14 protein-coding genes are annotated in these 15,618 nt (G+C 64.3%); 10 read left to right on the forward strand and 4 right to left on the reverse strand.

The features are described 5' to 3' along the window. Nucleotides 1-18: 18 nt before the first annotated feature. The 5 genes from EB836_RS00810 (at nucleotide 19) to EB836_RS00830 (ending at nucleotide 4,923) form a co-directional block, all read left to right on the forward strand. Nucleotides 19-1,554, forward strand: a complete 1,536-nt coding sequence (locus EB836_RS00810; RefSeq protein ID WP_135537222.1) for an aldehyde dehydrogenase family protein — start codon at nucleotides 19-21, stop codon at nucleotides 1,552-1,554. A 169-nt stretch (nucleotides 1,555-1,723) separates the two neighbouring features. Continuing rightward, the gene (locus EB836_RS00815) at nucleotides 1,724-1,948 is read left to right on the forward strand and encodes a PLD nuclease N-terminal domain-containing protein (protein WP_135537223.1); all 225 of its coding nucleotides are present in this window, start codon (nucleotides 1,724-1,726) and stop codon (nucleotides 1,946-1,948) included. Nucleotides 1,949-2,246: 298 nt separating this feature from the next. Next, nucleotides 2,247-3,014 carry a type I methionyl aminopeptidase gene (gene map / locus EB836_RS00820; RefSeq protein WP_135537224.1) on the forward strand — a complete coding sequence of 256 codons (768 nt, stop codon included), beginning with the start codon at nucleotides 2,247-2,249 and terminating at the stop codon, nucleotides 3,012-3,014. 106 nt (nucleotides 3,015-3,120) lie between these two features. Further along, the gene (gene radA, locus EB836_RS00825) at nucleotides 3,121-4,473 is read left to right on the forward strand and encodes a DNA repair protein RadA (protein WP_135537225.1); all 1,353 of its coding nucleotides are present in this window, start codon (nucleotides 3,121-3,123) and stop codon (nucleotides 4,471-4,473) included. A 57-nt stretch (nucleotides 4,474-4,530) separates the two neighbouring features. After that, nucleotides 4,531-4,923 carry a VOC family protein gene (locus EB836_RS00830; RefSeq protein ID WP_240689518.1) on the forward strand — a complete coding sequence of 131 codons (393 nt, stop codon included), beginning with the start codon at nucleotides 4,531-4,533 and terminating at the stop codon, nucleotides 4,921-4,923. Between the two features lie 79 nt (nucleotides 4,924-5,002). On the opposite strand, the gene EB836_RS00835 is transcribed toward EB836_RS00830, so the two are convergent. Further along, the gene (locus EB836_RS00835) at nucleotides 5,003-5,653 is read right to left on the reverse strand and encodes a hypothetical protein (protein ID WP_240689519.1); all 651 of its coding nucleotides are present in this window, start codon (nucleotides 5,651-5,653) and stop codon (nucleotides 5,003-5,005) included. A 141-nt stretch (nucleotides 5,654-5,794) separates the two neighbouring features. Here EB836_RS00835 and EB836_RS00840 point away from each other — a divergent pair, with 141 nt between their 5' ends. After that, nucleotides 5,795-6,826: an A/G-specific adenine glycosylase gene (locus EB836_RS00840; protein ID WP_135537227.1), complete on the forward strand. Its 1,032-nt coding sequence runs from the start codon at nucleotides 5,795-5,797 to the stop codon at nucleotides 6,824-6,826. A gap of 70 nt (nucleotides 6,827-6,896) precedes the next feature. Here the strand turns inward: EB836_RS00840 and EB836_RS00845 are convergent, their stop codons facing one another. Continuing rightward, nucleotides 6,897-7,481 (reverse strand): amino-acid N-acetyltransferase, encoded by a 585-nt coding sequence (locus EB836_RS00845; RefSeq protein WP_135537228.1) that lies wholly within the window; start codon nucleotides 7,479-7,481, stop codon nucleotides 6,897-6,899. Between the two features lie 34 nt (nucleotides 7,482-7,515). Continuing rightward, entirely contained in the window at nucleotides 7,516-8,154 is a 639-nt protein-coding gene (locus EB836_RS00850; protein ID WP_135537229.1) for a TetR/AcrR family transcriptional regulator, read from the reverse strand. 226 nt (nucleotides 8,155-8,380) lie between these two features. Between EB836_RS00850 and EB836_RS00855 the strand changes: the two genes are divergently transcribed. The 4 genes from EB836_RS00855 to EB836_RS00870 all read left to right on the forward strand — a co-directional run bounded on the left by EB836_RS00855 (nucleotide 8,381) and on the right by EB836_RS00870 (nucleotide 12,535). Continuing rightward, the gene (locus tag EB836_RS00855) at nucleotides 8,381-9,742 is read left to right on the forward strand and encodes an MFS transporter (protein ID WP_135537230.1); all 1,362 of its coding nucleotides are present in this window, start codon (nucleotides 8,381-8,383) and stop codon (nucleotides 9,740-9,742) included. A gap of 87 nt (nucleotides 9,743-9,829) precedes the next feature. Continuing rightward, entirely contained in the window at nucleotides 9,830-11,710 is a 1,881-nt protein-coding gene (locus EB836_RS00860; protein WP_135537231.1) for a family 1 glycosylhydrolase, read from the forward strand. Continuing rightward, on the forward strand, nucleotides 11,679-12,077 hold the full coding sequence (locus EB836_RS00865) for a prolyl oligopeptidase family serine peptidase (RefSeq protein WP_205683262.1): 399 nt from the start codon (nucleotides 11,679-11,681) through the stop codon (nucleotides 12,075-12,077). The genes EB836_RS00860 and EB836_RS00865 overlap by 32 nt, the downstream gene beginning before the upstream one ends. Then, nucleotides 12,074-12,535 carry a DUF3237 domain-containing protein gene (locus EB836_RS00870; protein WP_135537233.1) on the forward strand — a complete coding sequence of 154 codons (462 nt, stop codon included), beginning with the start codon at nucleotides 12,074-12,076 and terminating at the stop codon, nucleotides 12,533-12,535. The genes EB836_RS00865 and EB836_RS00870 overlap by 4 nt, the downstream gene beginning before the upstream one ends. A 155-nt stretch (nucleotides 12,536-12,690) precedes the next feature. Here the strand turns inward: EB836_RS00870 and EB836_RS00875 are convergent, their stop codons facing one another. Then, nucleotides 12,691-15,243, reverse strand: coding sequence for an ATP-dependent Clp protease ATP-binding subunit (locus EB836_RS00875; RefSeq protein ID WP_135537234.1), 2,553 nt, complete (start codon nucleotides 15,241-15,243; stop codon nucleotides 12,691-12,693). Between the last annotated feature and the right edge of the window lie 375 nt (nucleotides 15,244-15,618).

The raw sequence follows: 15,618 nt of genomic DNA on the forward strand, positions 1-15,618 counted from the left end.
GTCACCGAAAGGACAGCAATGACTGCACTGCCCACCGACCAGACCATCTCCGACCTTCTCACTGCCGGACTCAGCGCCTGCGGCGTCGACCGATCCGTACTCGAAGGGTCGGTCGCCTCGGCGCATCTGCCCGCCCGCTCCCCCATCACCGGCCAGAGGCTCGGCACCCTCGCCGCCGACACCCCGGAGACGGCTGCAGGGAAGATCGGTGCAGCCGCCGAGGCCTTCGCCTCCTGGCGTGACGTGCCAGGGCCCGTGCGCGGACAGCTCGTCCAGAGGTGGGGCCAGCTGCTGAGTCAGCACAAGGAGGATCTCGCGAAGATCATCACCGTCGAGGCCGGAAAAACCCCCTCGGAGGCAGCCGGCGAGGTGCAGGAGATGATCGACATCTGCGAGTTCGCGCTCGGCCAGTCCCGACAGCTGTGGGGCAAGACCATGCCCAGCGAACGACCCGGACACCGGCTCATGGAGACCTGGCACCCGCTCGGCGTCGTCGGCGTCATCTCCGCGTTCAACTTCCCTGTGGCCGTGTACTCCTGGAACACTGCCCTGGCCCTGGTGGCCGGGGACTCCGTGGTGTGGAAGCCCTCGGAGAATGCCGTGCTCGCGGCCTTGGGCGCACAGTCTCTGCTGGCGCGGGCCGCCGCCGAGGTGGGAGCACCAGAAGGGCTCGTCCCGGTCCTCGTCGGAGGCAGGGACATCGGTGATGCGATGGTGCGCGACGAACGGGTGGCTCTGGTCTCGGCCACGGGATCGGTGCGCATGGGTCGTGAGGTCGGGCCCGTCGTGGCCGAGCGCTTCGGGCGGATCCTGCTCGAACTCGGCGGCAACAATGCCGCCATCGTCGCGCCGAGCGCCGATATCGAACTGGCTCTGCGCGGTGTCGTCTTCGCCGCCGCCGGAACCGCCGGGCAGCGCTGCACGACCCTGCGCCGGCTCATCGTCCACGAATCCATCGCCGATGAGTTCGTCGACAAGATCGTCTCGGCGTATCGGACGCTGAGCATCGGCTCACCGACCGATGACGGTGTGCTCGTCGGCCCCCTCATCAACGCAGGCTCCTTCGATGCCATGCAGGCCGCCCTCGAACAGGCCACGGCCGAAGGCGGCGAGGTGCTCTGCGGCGGAGCACGGGTGCTCGCCGAGGAACGGCCCGATGCCCACTATGTCGAACCGGCGGTGGTGCGGATGCCCGCACAGACAGCGGTGATGGAGTCAGAGACCTTCGCACCGATCCTCTATGTCGTGACCTATTCGGATCTCGACGAGGCGATCGAGATCCACAACGGGGTCCCGCAGGGCCTGTCCTCGGCGATCTTCACCTCCGAACTGGCCGAATCGGAGAGATTCTTCTCTCGGTCGGACTGCGGCATCGCCAATGTCAATATCGGCACTTCGGGTGCGGAGATCGGCGGAGCCTTCGGCGGAGAGAAGGAGACCGGCGGCGGCCGCGAATCCGGCAGCGATTCATGGAAGGCCTATATGCGACAGGCGACGAATACGATCAACTACTCGGGCGAGCTGCCCCTGGCCCAAGGAGTGGAGTTCCTCTGACGAGCGGGCACTCGGTCCGGCTGACCTCGAACGGGCAGCGGCCCTGTGACGCGCAATCGCCTTCAGGTCACGCGAAACTCGAAAAAGTCGTCGCCAGTGATGACCTTTTCGAGCTTCGCATTGACTGAGCGAACCGGACGCCCACAACAGGACAAGGTTTCCTGATGACGTGAGTGAGAATCCGCTGCTACCAGCTGCCTATGATGTGATCTGGTCCGGCGTCGTCCTGCTGCTCGTCGTTCTGCTCATCTGGGCAATGGTGAGCATCGCCCGATCGGGGCTCGACGCCCGAGTGAGACTCGTCTGGGCGATCATCGTCCTGCTGCTGCCCGTCGTCGGGCCGATCTGCTGGTTCGTCGCGCGACCGCAGAAGGAGAACGGCGGCCTCAGCTGAAGGGCCGTGAGTGCGCATCGCGATCAGCCGCACGAGCCGAAGAGTTAGCGCGTCACTTCTCTCAGGTAACGCGAATCTCGAAAAACGCGTCGCCGGCGACGACTCTTTCGAGATTCGCGTTACCTGACGCCGGTCGCGGCGGGGTGAAGAGTCCGCAGCGCCAGCACGCCCACGGCGGGCCGGGTTCTCTTCCTGCGGCTGTCTCCTTGCCCACAGATGCGCGTGCGGCCGCGACTTCGGGACCGCCGAGGACTAAAATCGACACGAACCCCCTGCGCATCGTTGAAGGAGAACACCCGTGATTGAGCTGAAGACACCCGCCGAGATCGACAAAATGGCGGTCACCGGCCGATTCGTCGCGCAGACATTGGCCGAATTGTCTTCGACCGCGGAGCCCGGCATGAACATCATGCACTTGGAGAAGCGCGCGCGGAAGCTCATCGAGGACGCCGGGGCGGTCTCCTGCTACTGGGACTACGCACCCTCATTCGGTGAGGGCCCCTTCAGGAACGTCATCTGCCTGTCGGTCAACGACGGCGTCCTCCACGGCAAGCCCCACGATTATGTGATGAAGGACGGCGATCTCCTCACCCTCGACTTCGCGGTGTCCATCGACGGCTGGGTCGCCGATGCCGCCCGGTCCGTCGTCGTCGGAAACGGCAGCGAAGAAGACCAGAAGCTCATCGATTCGACGTGGGCCGGCCTCGAAGCCGGCATCGGTGCCGCCCAGGCCGGCAACCGCCTCGGTGACATCTCGAAGGCGATCGGCGATGTCGCCGATGCCCAGCGCATCCCCGTCAACCTCGACTTCGGCGGCCACGGACTCGGCCGCACGATGCACGAGGATCCGCACGTGCCCAATCGCGGCAAAGGCGGTCGCGGTCTCGTCCTCAAACCCGGACTGACGCTGGCGATCGAACCGTGGTGGTCCTTCACTTCGAAGAAGCTCACCGTGGACAAGGACGGCTGGACCCTGCGCCTTGCCGACGGTTCCCACGGCGCGCATTCGGAGAACACGATCGCCATCACCGAGGATGGTCCACGGGTCCTCACCGCGCTCGACTGACCCGGCCGCCGCACTTCTGTCAACGGGGCGTCCGACGATGAGATCGTCGGGCGCTCCTTCATCGTCCGCAGATTCTCGTGTCATGGTCTCGTGCCAGAATTGCGGTATGTCTTTCACGTGTGCCGAATGCGGCTATTCGACGGTCAAATGGCTCGGACGCTGCCCCGAGTGCCAGGCCTGGGGCACCCTCGAGGAGAGGGGCGCGAAGACTTCGAAGGTGAAGACCAAGGTCAAGAAGTCCAGTGGGGCGAAACCGATCAATCAGGTCGACTCGACGCTGGCGCAGGCGAAGGAGACGTATGTCTCCGAGCTCGACCGAGTGCTCGGCGGCGGAATCGTCCCCGGTGCCGTCGTCCTGCTCTCCGGCGAGCCGGGCGTCGGCAAATCGACGCTGCTGCTCGATGTCGCGGCGAAAGCCGCGATGTTCGGTGCCAAAGTCCTCTACGTCACGGGTGAGGAATCGGCCGGCCAGGTTCGGCTCCGGGCCGAGAGGATCAACGCCCTGGCAGACTCGCTCCTGCTTGCCGCGGAGACCGACCTCGGGTCGGTGCTGGGCATGATCGAGGCCGAGGAACCCGAACTGCTCATCGTCGATTCCATCCAGACTCTGGCCTCCTCCGAGGTCGAAGGCGTCCCCGGTGGTGTCACCCAGGTCCGGGAGGTCGCGGCCGCACTCATCCGGGAAGCGAAGGCCCGGTCCCTGCCCACGGTCCTCGTCGGCCACATCACGAAGGACGGCACAATCGCCGGACCCCGGCTCCTCGAACACCTCGTCGATGTCGTATGCACCTTCGAGGGAGAGAAGCACTCTCGCCTGCGTATGCTGCGGGCGGTGAAGAACCGTTTCGGACCCACCGACGACGTGGGCTGCTTCGATATGGCTGAGAACGGCATCCACAGCCTCGAAGACCCCTCGGGACTCTTCCTCTCCCGCAGCGGAAACAACCCGCCGGGCACCTGCCTGACGGTGACCCAGGAGGGCAAGCGCCCCCTGCTCGTCGAAGTGCAGTCGCTGATCACCGAATCCGCCGGCGGCCAGTCACGCCGGTCGGTCTCGGGAGTCGACTCCTCCCGAGTGGCGATGATGCTGGCCGTGCTCAGCCAGAACATCCCCGGCGTCCAATTGGCCAAGAACGATGTCTTCGCCGCCACGGTCGGCGGGGCGAAGCTGTCCGAACCGGCCAGCGACTTGGCCATCTGCCTGTCCCTGGCATCGGCGGTCACGGGCAGACCGCTGGCGAAGAAGTTCGTCGGCATCGGCGAAATCAGTCTGTCCGGGGAGATCCGCAATGTCCCCAACCTCGGACAGCGGCTCAACGAGGCCCGACGTCTGGGCATCACTCATGCCATCGTGGCCAAGGAGGCCATGCGCAATGTGTCGACACCGGACACTATGACAGTCAGGGAATGCGAACACATCGCCGAGGCGGTACAGGTCCTGCTGCTCAACGGCGGATGAGAACCCGGGGAAGAGAAAGTTCGGGACTTTCGGACGGTTTTAGAGCATCCTTGAGTCATGACCACTACAGTTTTTCCGGCACTGAGAACCACGGATGCGGCGGCCACGATCGCACTGCTGGTCACGCTCGGGTTCACTGAGCGTCTGATGGTCCGCAATGAGCAGGACCCCGAACTCGTCGACCACGCCGAATACGCACTCGGCGAGACCGGCGGGATCATGATCGGCTCCGTCCGCAATGACGGTTCGGCACTCGACGCCGTCGGCGGCAGCTCGATCTACGTCGTCGTCGACACGGAACGCGAAGTCGATCGTCTCTACCAGGAGATCGTCGATATGGGGCATGCGATCGTCAGACCGGTGGCGACACAGTCCTACGGCGGGCGGGAATTCGACTTCCGCGACCATGACGGCAATTCCTGGGGTGTGGGCTCCTACCGCGGAGCCTGAGCGACACACCCCGAGGAGTCACCCCTGACGCTCTGCCGAGTGGGCTCGGTCGGGCGGGCTCAATCCTGCGCCGCGTGGTTCAGTCCTGCGGTTCCTCGGACTTCTCTTCCTCGGATTTCTTCTTCTCGTCCTCAGCCTTCTTCTCTTCGGCCTTCTCCGCGTCGCTCTTCTCGAGCTCGAAGCTCGTCGGCTTGCTCTCTTTGTCGTCGAGTTTGACGATGAGGTCGTACTCGCCGGATGCGAAGTCATCTTTCGCCCGGTTGCAGTTCTTATCGACCTTGACCCGATTCCACTTCAGCTTCGCCGTCTTCTCCGACTGCGGAGCGAACTCGGTCGAAACCTCGGCATTCTCATCCTTCGATGCCGCGCAGTACTTCGATGACCAGACCACATCGCCGTCCTTCTCGACGACGAACTCCTGCTGCTTGGTGCCGACCTCGATGAGGCAGGTCGCGGTGTGGCTGTTGCCGATGACCATGCCGAACTCGGGTTCCTGACCGTCTTTGACCGACTTCGGGTCGACCTTCGCTGTCAGCGAGACTTTGTCGTCGGGGCATTTGCCGCTCGCGGCCTTCTCATCCGGCACGGGTGCTGCGGTGCTCTGCTCGCTCGTCTGCTCCGGTTCGGCCGTGGTCTCGTCTTCGTCCGAGCTGCCGCTGCCGAGGGCTTTGACGATGCCGACGATGCCCACCACCAGCAGCACGAGGACGATGATGGTCAGGACGCTCAAGGTGATACGGCGTCTGCGGTACACGTGAGCAGGCAGCTTCCCGCTAGACTGGCGGGGCTGTCCGGCAGCTCTGTTCGGCTGCGAACCACGATTGGAAGGAGTCATCGCTTTGAGCCTAGGCCGAAGCGAATGAGCATCCAAATGACACACCGAGTCAGCCCCGAAACGAATCCCTCCGGGTCGGCAACAGCCTTCCCCGAGGTCGCCGAGCCGCTGGTCTCCCGTGTGCAGGACACGATCATCTCCTGGTTCGCCGCAGAGGCGCGCCAGCTGCCGTGGCGAGACCCGAACACCAGCGCCTGGGCCGTCCTCGTCAGCGAGATCATGTCTCAGCAGACTCCGGTGTCCCGAGTCGAACCGCGGTGGCAGGCATGGATGGAGACCTGGCCGACTCCGGCTGACCTCGCAGTCGCACCCACCGCCGAAGTGCTCCACCGCTGGGATCGTCTCGGCTACCCGCGCCGTGCCCTGCGCCTGCAGGAGGCGGCCCGCGTCATCGCCGAAGAGTTGGACAACGAGGTGCCAGGAACCGCCGAAGAGCTGCTGAGCCTGCCCGGCATCGGCTCCTATACCGCCGCCGCCGTCGCCTCGTTCGCCCACGGCCAGCGGACGACGGTGCTGGACACGAATGTGCGCCGGGTCCTCATCCGCGTCTTCGCCGGACGGGAGCGCCCCACGACGTCACCGGGCCGCCGCGAAACCGAATGGGCCGCCGGTTTCGTACCCGAGAGAGACCACGTGGCATGGAACGCCGGAGTGATGGAATTCGGTGCCCTTGTCTGCACGGCCCGCAGCCCCGGATGCCCCACCTGCCCGCTGCAGGACGTGTGCACGTGGTACCGACTCGGCAGACCCGCCTCGGCGACGAAGCCGAAGGTCCAGAAGTGGGCGGGCACGGATCGACAGCTGCGCGGGGCGATCATGGATGTGCTCAAGACCGCGCACTCCGCGGGAGGCGAACCCGCCGGTGTCAGCCTCGACCTCCTCACCACCTCAGTGGCGGTGCTCGACCCCGATCTCGTCTCCTCGCTTGACGAGCCGACCGCGGCGGCAGTGGCCCGGGTCCGCGAGCTCAGCACCGATGCGCAGAGGATCACCCGTCTCGTCTGCGACCTCGTCTCCGATGGTCTGGCGCAGGAGGACGAGGGCAGGCTGGCCCTGCCGGGACACTGACGACGTTCAACGGGCGTCGCTCAGTGCGAATGGGCTGAAGAACCCGGAGCGGGGCTGAGCCGAGAGATCGTCAGAGGTATTTGATCATACGCGAATTGCCCAAGGTGTTGGGTTTGACTCGGGCCAGGTCGAGGAACTCCGCCACACCTTCGTCGGTGGAGTGCAGAAGTTCGATGTAGACCTCGGGAGAGACCGGGATGCCCTTGATCGGTTCGAAGCCGAGAGAACCGAAGAATCCGGTTTCGAAGGTCAGGCAGAACACGCGGTCGACACCGATCTCACGGGCGTCGGCGAGCAGCTGACGGATGATCGCCTTGCCCACTCCCCTGCCCCGGTAGTCCGGTGAGGTCGCGACGGTGCGCGCTTCGGCGAGGTCGGACCAGATGATGTGCAGCGCACCGCACCCGGCGAGCACTTCCGAGCCGTCGGGCTGCGGGTCGACGACGAGCCAGAACTCCTGCAGCGACTCGAAATAGGTCACCGTGTCCTTGCCGAGCAGGATCCGTTCGCCGGCCAGGGGCGCCACCAGAGCTTCGATGCCCTTGACGTCGCTCGTCCTGGCCCTGCGCAGGAAGAGACCACCGGGCAGTTCGTGTGTGTGATGATGGTTCCGAGAGACCTGGCGGTGGTCGAAATCCTCTGCGGCTGAGCTCATAGGCCCATTCAACACCATGAGAGGCGGTGGCCGATCACTGCTCTTCCAGACAGACGGGTTCGGCGGAGACCGTAATGCTCTCACCGACGCGCTCCAGATGCCTGCGGATGATGCCGACGAGGTCGACTTCGCCGCGGGTGATGACCCACTGGAGTTGGACCCCGTCGGCGACCGCGATGCACTCTCTGGCGACGTCGACATAGTCGATGTCGGTGCGGAGGAAACCGTTGTCGGCCCCGGCGCGCAGCAGTCCTGCAAGCTCCTCGACCACCTTGGTGTAGTGCTCGACGAACAGCGGATGTGCGGGACCGTTCGGATCGGCGGCCTCAGCGGATACGAGGACGAAGAGTTCAGCCAAGGCCGGCTCCTCGGCGAGGCGCTTCGAGATGCGCAGCATCAGCCGCAGCGGGCCCAGGCCGTCGACATCCGGCGGAGAGGACTCGACGAGCGCTGTCGCGATGTTGAGTCGTCGATCAGCGACCGCCAGCAGCAGGTGCTGCTTGGTCGGGAAATGATGAGTCAGTCCCGGCGTCGTCAGTCCCACTTCTCGGGCGATCTCGGCCAAGGATGTGCGCGAATAGCCGCCCTCGGTGAACTTGGCCGTGGCGACGTCGACGATTCGATCACGCCGTCTGCGCCCGACTGCATATGATCCCCGCGCGCTCAGCTCCACGAATGTGAGGCTACTGAAGCCCCCAGGCTATTGCAAACACAGCGACCGCACCATAGACCCCCGCCGCCATGGAGGATTTCCCTCTTGAATCTGAAAACCTTACATGTAAGCTATTCACTACTCGACCGAACCTCGCATCCCCGTGTCACACGATCTGCACCACAGCAGGCTCAGAATCATCCACACTCACCGACCACAGCGGTCGGGACAACGCAAGGAAGCGGAAATGACAACGATCGATTCATCCAGTTCATCTGAACCACCCACCTCCGACGAGACACCCGGAACGCACGGAGCAACCGGAACAGCCGACGAGACCGCCCTTCAGGGGCCGCCCGCCTCCACGATCGACGGCGAATGGCAGAATCCACGACGCGGGTTCCTCTTCTTCCTCGGCATGGCTGCCATTGCGGGAGGCATGGCCCAGCTCGTGCCCGCAGTCCTCACCCTCTCGCTCAAGGCCAATGCACTCGACCCGGAGAACGCGACCACGATTCTGTCGACGGTCGTCGCCATCAGCGCCGCCTTCGGACTCGTGGCCGCACCGGCATTCGGCCGGGTGAGCGACCGGATCACCTGGCGCGGCGGTCGTCGTCGACCCCTGCTGCTGCTCGGAGCGATCCTGTTCCTCATCGGCGCTCCACTCAGCTACGCAGCGGCGAACACAGTCACGCTCACACTGGCAGGAATTTTCACCACGCTCGGATTCACTGCCGTGACGGTCGCCTGCACAGCGATCCTCGCCGACCAGTATTCGCCCGATCGCCGCGGCCCCGCATCGGCGGTCATCGGTCTCGCCATGCCCGTCGGTGCCGTGGTGGGCCTGTTCATCGCCCAGCTGGTGTCCGGATCGCTGCTCGCTCAGTTCCTCCTTCCGGCGGGAATCGGTTCGCTCAGTGCGCTGCTGCTCGCAGCGCGTCTGCCCGACCGCGCGATCACCCGGGCCGAAGTGCCGTCGATGAAGGTCCGGGACCTCCTCGGCACCTTCTGGGTCAACCCCCTCGCCCACCCGTCGTTCGGTTGGGCCTGGTGGAGCCGCCTGCTGATCTTCTTCGGAGTCGCGGCTGTGCAGGCCTACCAGGCGTTCTACCTCATCATTCGACTCGGATACTCGCCGGCAGAGGTGTCAGGAGCGGTCTTCCTCTCGACTCTCATGCTCACAGGAACAGCACTGATCTTCGCGCCGATCGCCGGCAAGATCTCTGACCGGGTCGGACGACGCAAACCCTTCGTGATCGCTGCGGCACTGATCTTCGCCGTCGGTCTCACGATCGTCACCATTGCGACCGACTATTCGATGTTTCTCGTCGCCATGGCCGTCGTCGGCCTCGGGCAGGGCGTCTACTTCGCCGTCGATCTCGCCCTCATCAGCGAGATTCTGCCCGACAAGTCGAACATCGCCAAGGATATGGGCATCATGGGGCTGGCCAGCACCCTTCCCTCCTCAGTCGTCCCGGCCATCGCACCGCTGCTGTTGGCCATCGGCGCGGCCGACGGAGAGCAGAACTTCTCAGCCCTCTTCCTCACCGGAGCCATCGCCGGTCTGCTCGGAGCCGCGTTCATTATTCCCATCAAACAGGTGCGATAGGCCGATGCACGACTTCCAGGATGCTCGTCTCCGGCTGCCGTTCGCCCTCCGCCGACAGATGACACCACCTCACAGAAGGATCCGCCCATGAACAGTCCCTTTCCCCCCGACTTCCTCTGGGGAGTCTCCACCGCCGGCCACCAGACCGAAGGTCACGACGAGACGAGTGACACCTCGTTCCTCGAGCAGGTCACCCCCACTGTGTTCCAGGAGCGTTCCGGCCCCGCATGCGACTCATGGAACAGGTGGGAGTCAGACCTCGACCTCGCACAGGGGCTCGGGCTCAACGCCTTCCGGTTCTCCGTCGAATGGGCGCGGATCGAACCGAACCCGGGCGAGATCGACGAGGAGGCGCTTGACCACTACGATGCGATCGTCAGCGGATGCCTCGCGCGGGGGCTCTCACCGCTGATCACTCTCAGCCACTTCACCACCCCGCATTGGTTCGCAATGCGCGGGGCGTGGCTCGATCCGGAGGCACCGGCCCTCTTCTCGCGATTCGTCCGTGCGGTCATCGGCCGGCTCGGTGACCGGGTGAGGGCGGTCGTGACCTTCAACGAACCCAATCTGCCCGAGATGCTCACCTGGAGCAGCCTGCCGCCTGTTGTCGCCGAACTCGAAAGAGCCACGCTCGAAGCAGCCGCCCGAGCGGCCGGGGTCGAACGCTACCGGACAGGAAACGTCATGCTCCCCGAAGACTTCTCTCGGATGCGTCAGGGCATGACCGAGGCGCATCTCGTGGCCAAAGAGATCATCGCGGCAGCACGACCCGGGCTTCCTGTCGGACTGTCGATCGCCGTGGTCGATGACGTCGCCCTGGCCGGAGGAGAAGAGATCCGCGACCGCAAACGCACCGAGGTCTATGACTATTGGCTGCGACTGGCGGCCGACGATGACTTCATCGGAGTCCAGAACTATGAGCGGCTGACCTATGGCCCCGAAGGACTCCAACCGCCTGCTTCGGAAGGCAGAGTCAATGAGATGGGCAGCGCGGTGGAACCGGATTCTCTGGCCGGAGCGGTCGTCTACGCCCATGAGGCCAGCGGGGTTCCCGTATTGGTCACCGAACACGGAATCAGCACCGACGATGATGAGCTTCGCAGTGACTTCCTCACCCGGGCGATCGCGGGACTCTCGGCCGCCGCCGAATCCGGAGTTCCGCTCATCGGATACTGCCACTGGACGCTGATGGACAACTTCGAATGGATCTTCGGCTATTCGCGGCACCTCGGCCTTCACGCCGTCGACCGGGAGACGTTCGAACGAATCCCCCGACCGAGCGCTGAGGTGTACGCGCGTATCGTCGAACAGGCACGAACTCAGACACACCAGGAGGACACTTTGTCACAGACTTCAGCACACCCCGCCGACGAGCCCGACATCCACGGGTTCGACCCGGAGGTGTTCCAGCCCCCGACCTATCTGGCACCGGGCACCGCGGAGGCGCAGCATCCGAGCGGAGCGACCGCCTGGCCGGGACTCACCTATTCCATGCCCGACGGATATCGACCGCTGCAGCTGGACCTGTTCGTACCGACCGAGCGCAGCGGTCCGGTGCCCTGCGTCATCTGGATCCACGGCGGAGCCTGGCTGCTGGGCACTCGTCTCACTCCCCCGGAGTACTGGCCGGCGGGAAGCCTGTTCCAATCCCTCATCGATTCGGGGATCGCCGTCGCGACCATCGACTACCGCCACTCTCGGGAGGCTCCGTTCCCCGCGCAACTCCACGATGCCAAGTCTGCGGTGCGCTATCTGCGGGCCTACGCCGAGGAATTGGGCATCGATGCGAATTCCTTCGGCGTGTGGGGAGAATCCGCGGGCGGTCATCTCGCCGCATTTCTCGCGCTCGCCAACGCTCCTGAACTCGAAGGCAGTGAGGGCATCACTGACCACAGTTCTGCGGTCGACGCCGCGGTCGTGTTCTATGGGGTCGCCGATGTCCTCGTTCCTCGAGTCCATGCCGCCTGAATGGGCCGACGATCTGCGGGAGAAGGGTGATGCCGAGGCGGCCGAGCCGATCGATGTCCTCCTCGCGGGCAGCCCCTTCCCCCGCCAAGAGGCTCGACGCCTCGTCTCACCCGTTCACCATGTGCGTGCGGACGCTCCGCCCTGTCTCCTCGTCCACGGGGACTCTGACGCACTGGTCCCCTTTTCACAGAGCGAACAGCTTCGTGATGCGTTGCGGGCCGTCGGTGCGCAGGTCGAACTCGTGACGGTTCCCGGAGCGGATCATGTCTTCCTCGGGGCGGATCCGATGCCGCAGATCAGGCGCGGGGCCGCCTTCCTCAGTGAGGTGCTCAAGACCGCCGCGCCACAGGAAGAGCGGATCGGATGATTCTCCGACCCCCAGTTCCCACATTGGAGAGGTCCTTCGACGTGGTCGCAGAGCTCGGCCCCCTCGAAGACCACGGGATGACCCGCTCGGGGCATCGCCGGGTCATCCCAGTGATCGGAGGAAGCATCAGCGGAGCGGTCGCGGGTGAGATCATTCCCGGCGGTGCCGACTGGCAGGTCGTGCGCTCGGACGGATCGATCGAGATCGACGGTCGCTACAGTGCACGCCTCGATGACGGGAACCTGCTCGACATCCATGCCCGCGGAGTCCGCAGCGGTGAGCCCGCCGTTCTGGCTGCTCTTCTCGACGGCGAGGACATTGCCCCCGACGACTACTATTTCCGTGCGGCGCTGACCATCGAGTCGGCGCAACACTCGGAATTCGAGAATTCGGTGTTCGTGGCGTCCTACATCCGAGAGAGTTCTCGAGTCAGATACACGGCCTACAGACTCACCTGAGGCTGAACGGCACCGGAGACACAGAGAAGTCCGAAGAAAGCGGTCTGCAACCGCCCCTTCGGACTTCTCTGTGTCTCTTCAGCTTCTCGGCCCGGGACTCACCGTAGGACGGCGACCATGGTCAGTCACCTCGGTGAGCGGGGCTCCGTCGCCGGTCAGGAGTTGGATCCTCCCGAACCGTTGGAACCGGATGATCCGGCGCCGGCAAGCTCGTTCTCGGGGTCAGAATCATCGGACTCACCCGCAACGGCACCCTCGGTCTCGACACCGTCGAAGGTGAATTCGGCGTCCTTTCCTTCCCCTTCGACATCGACCTTGATGGTCTGGCCCCGTCCGATCTCCTTGAACAGGATCTTCTCCGACAGAGTGTCCTCGATCTCGAGCTGGATGGTCCGACGCAGGGGTCGGGCTCCCAGGACCGGATCGTAGCCGCGGTCGGCGAGCAGGTTCTTCGCCGCATCCGTGACCTCAACCTTCATGCCCTGATCGGCAAGACGGGTATCGAGGCGCTCGAGGAAGAGGTCGACGATCTTGATGATCTCTTCCTTGCTCAGCTGCGGGAACACGATCGTGTCGTCGACACGGTTGAGGAACTCGGGACGGAAGTGCTGCTTGAGCTCTTCGTTGACCCGCTGCTTCATCCGGTCGTAGTTCGTCTTCGTGTCACCCTCGACCTGGAATCCAAGCTGGAGTCCGCTCGAGATATCACGCGTACCGAGGTTGGTCGTCATGATGATGATGGTGTTCTTGAAGTCGACCTCACGACCCTGCGAGTCGGTGAGTCGACCGTCCTCGAGGATCTGCAGCAGCGAGTTGAAGATGTCCGAGTGGGCCTTCTCCACCTCGTCGAAGAGGACGACGGAGAACGGCTTCCGACGGACCTTCTCAGTGAGCTGACCGCCCTCTTCGTAGCCGACGTATCCCGGAGGCGAACCGAACAGACGCGAAACGGTGTGCTTCTCCGAGTACTCCGACATGTCGAGGCTGATGAGCGAATCCTCGTCGCCGAAGAGGAACTCCGACAGCGCCTTGGCCAGCTCCGTCTTACCGACGCCGGTGGGACCGGCGAAGATGAACGAACCGGACGGACGCTTCGGATCCTTGAGACCGGCACGGGTGCGGCGAATCGCTCGCGAGATCGACTTGACCGCATCGTTCTGACCGATGACGCGCTTGTGCAGCTCGTCTTCCATCCGCAGCAGACGCGAGGACTCCTCCTCGGTGAGCTTGAAGATCGGAATGCCCGTGGCAGAGGCCAGGACTTCGGCGATGAGATCGGCGTCGACGACCTTCGAGGTGTCGGCACCGGATTTGCGCCACGCCTCGGTCTGCTCTTCCTTCTCCTTGACCAGCTTCATCTCGGAGTCGCGCTCCGAGGCCGCCAGTTCGAAGTCCTGAGCGTCGATCGCAGCTTCCTTGCGGTGGCGGGCCTCGAGGATCTTCTCCTCCAGGTCACGGACCTCCTGCGGAACCGACAGCCGCGAGATGCGCAGCTTCGCACCGGCTTCGTCGATGAGATCGATCGCCTTGTCCGGCAGGTACCGGTCGTTGACGTAGCGATCGGACATGTTCACGGCCGCGGCCAAGGCACCATCCGTGACGGTGACCTTGTGGTGTGCCTCGTACTTGTCGCGCAGTCCCTTGAGGATCTCGATCGAATGGGCCAGCGAGGGTTCGGGAACCTGGATCGGCTGGAACCGACGTTCGAGCGCGGCATCCTTCTCGATGTGCTTGCGGTACTCGTCCAGAGTGGTCGCACCGATGGTCTGCAGCTCTCCGCGCGCCAGCATGGGCTTGAGGATCGAAGCGGCATCGATTGCGCCTTCGGCGGCACCGGCACCCACGAGGGTGTGGATCTCGTCGATGAAGAGGATGATGTCGCCGCGAGTCCGGATCTCCTTGAGCACCTTCTTCAGGCGCTCTTCGAAGTCACCGCGGTAACGGGAACCAGCGACCAGTGAGCCGAGGTCCAGCGTGTAGAGCTGCTTGTCGGTGAGGATCTCGGGGACATCGCCGTTGACGATGGCCTGTGCGAGTCCTTCGACGACGGCGGTCTTGCCGACGCCGGGTTCGCCGATGAGGACCGGGTTGTTCTTGGTCCGGCGAGAGAGGATCTGCATCACGCGCTGCATCTGCTCGTGGCGGCCGATGACCGGGTCGAGCTTGGCCTCCCGAGCCGCAGCGGTGAGGTTCGTGCCGAACTGGTCGAGCACGAGCGATCCCGAGGGGGTTCCCTCTTCGCGGCCGCCGGCGGACACGGGCTCCTTGCCCTGGTAGCCCGAGAGCAGCTTGATGACTTCCTGACGGACCCGACCGAGATCGGCTCCGAGTTTGACGAGCACCTGCGCGGCGACGCCCTCGCCCTCACGGATGAGGCCGAGCAGAATGTGCTCGGTGCCGATGTAGCTGTGGCCGAGCTGGAGAGCCTCGCGGAGGCTGAGCTCAAGAACCTTCTTCGCACGCGGTGTGAAGGGAATGTGTCCGCTCGGCGCCTGCTGTCCCTGTCCGATGATCTCCTGGACCTGGTCGCGCACCTGCTCGAGGGAGATGTCCATGCCCTCGAGAGCCTTCGCTGCCAGGCCTTCACCCTCGTGGATGAGGCCGAGCAGAATGTGCTCGGTGCCGATGTAGTTGTGTTTGAGAAGTTTTGCTTCTTCCTGTGCGAGCACCACAACGCGTCGTGCTCGGTCGGTGAACCGCTCGAACATATTCATCCTCCTCGGTTTCTTATTCTTCTGAGCCTAACGACCATGAGCGCGGTTCTATTGCACGTTTCGCCATGAGCCGAAAGCGTTTGGCTGAGGGCGAAATCCGCGCCACTGTTCCAGCGACCCCGGTCTTCGGCGGCAGAGGCACCGCGAACGCCTTCGTCCGCAATGCACTCGCCTCCTCCGTCGAGCCCGCTTTCAGCCGTTCCGCAGCGGAAGATCCTCGAAAGCTGACTCACCGCTGCCCACTGACACAGGGCCCCTTGATTTACTTCAGACCTCGACGAACCCTTTGCGTCTCGTTTGGCGTGGATCGCTTTGCCGCAGCGATTTCCTGGCAATTGTCTGTGACTGCTGACATTCCCGGTTCATCGC

It is taken from the genome of Brevibacterium sp. S111, from assembly GCF_004745075.1.
Taxonomy (GTDB): domain Bacteria; phylum Actinomycetota; class Actinomycetes; order Actinomycetales; family Brevibacteriaceae; genus Brevibacterium.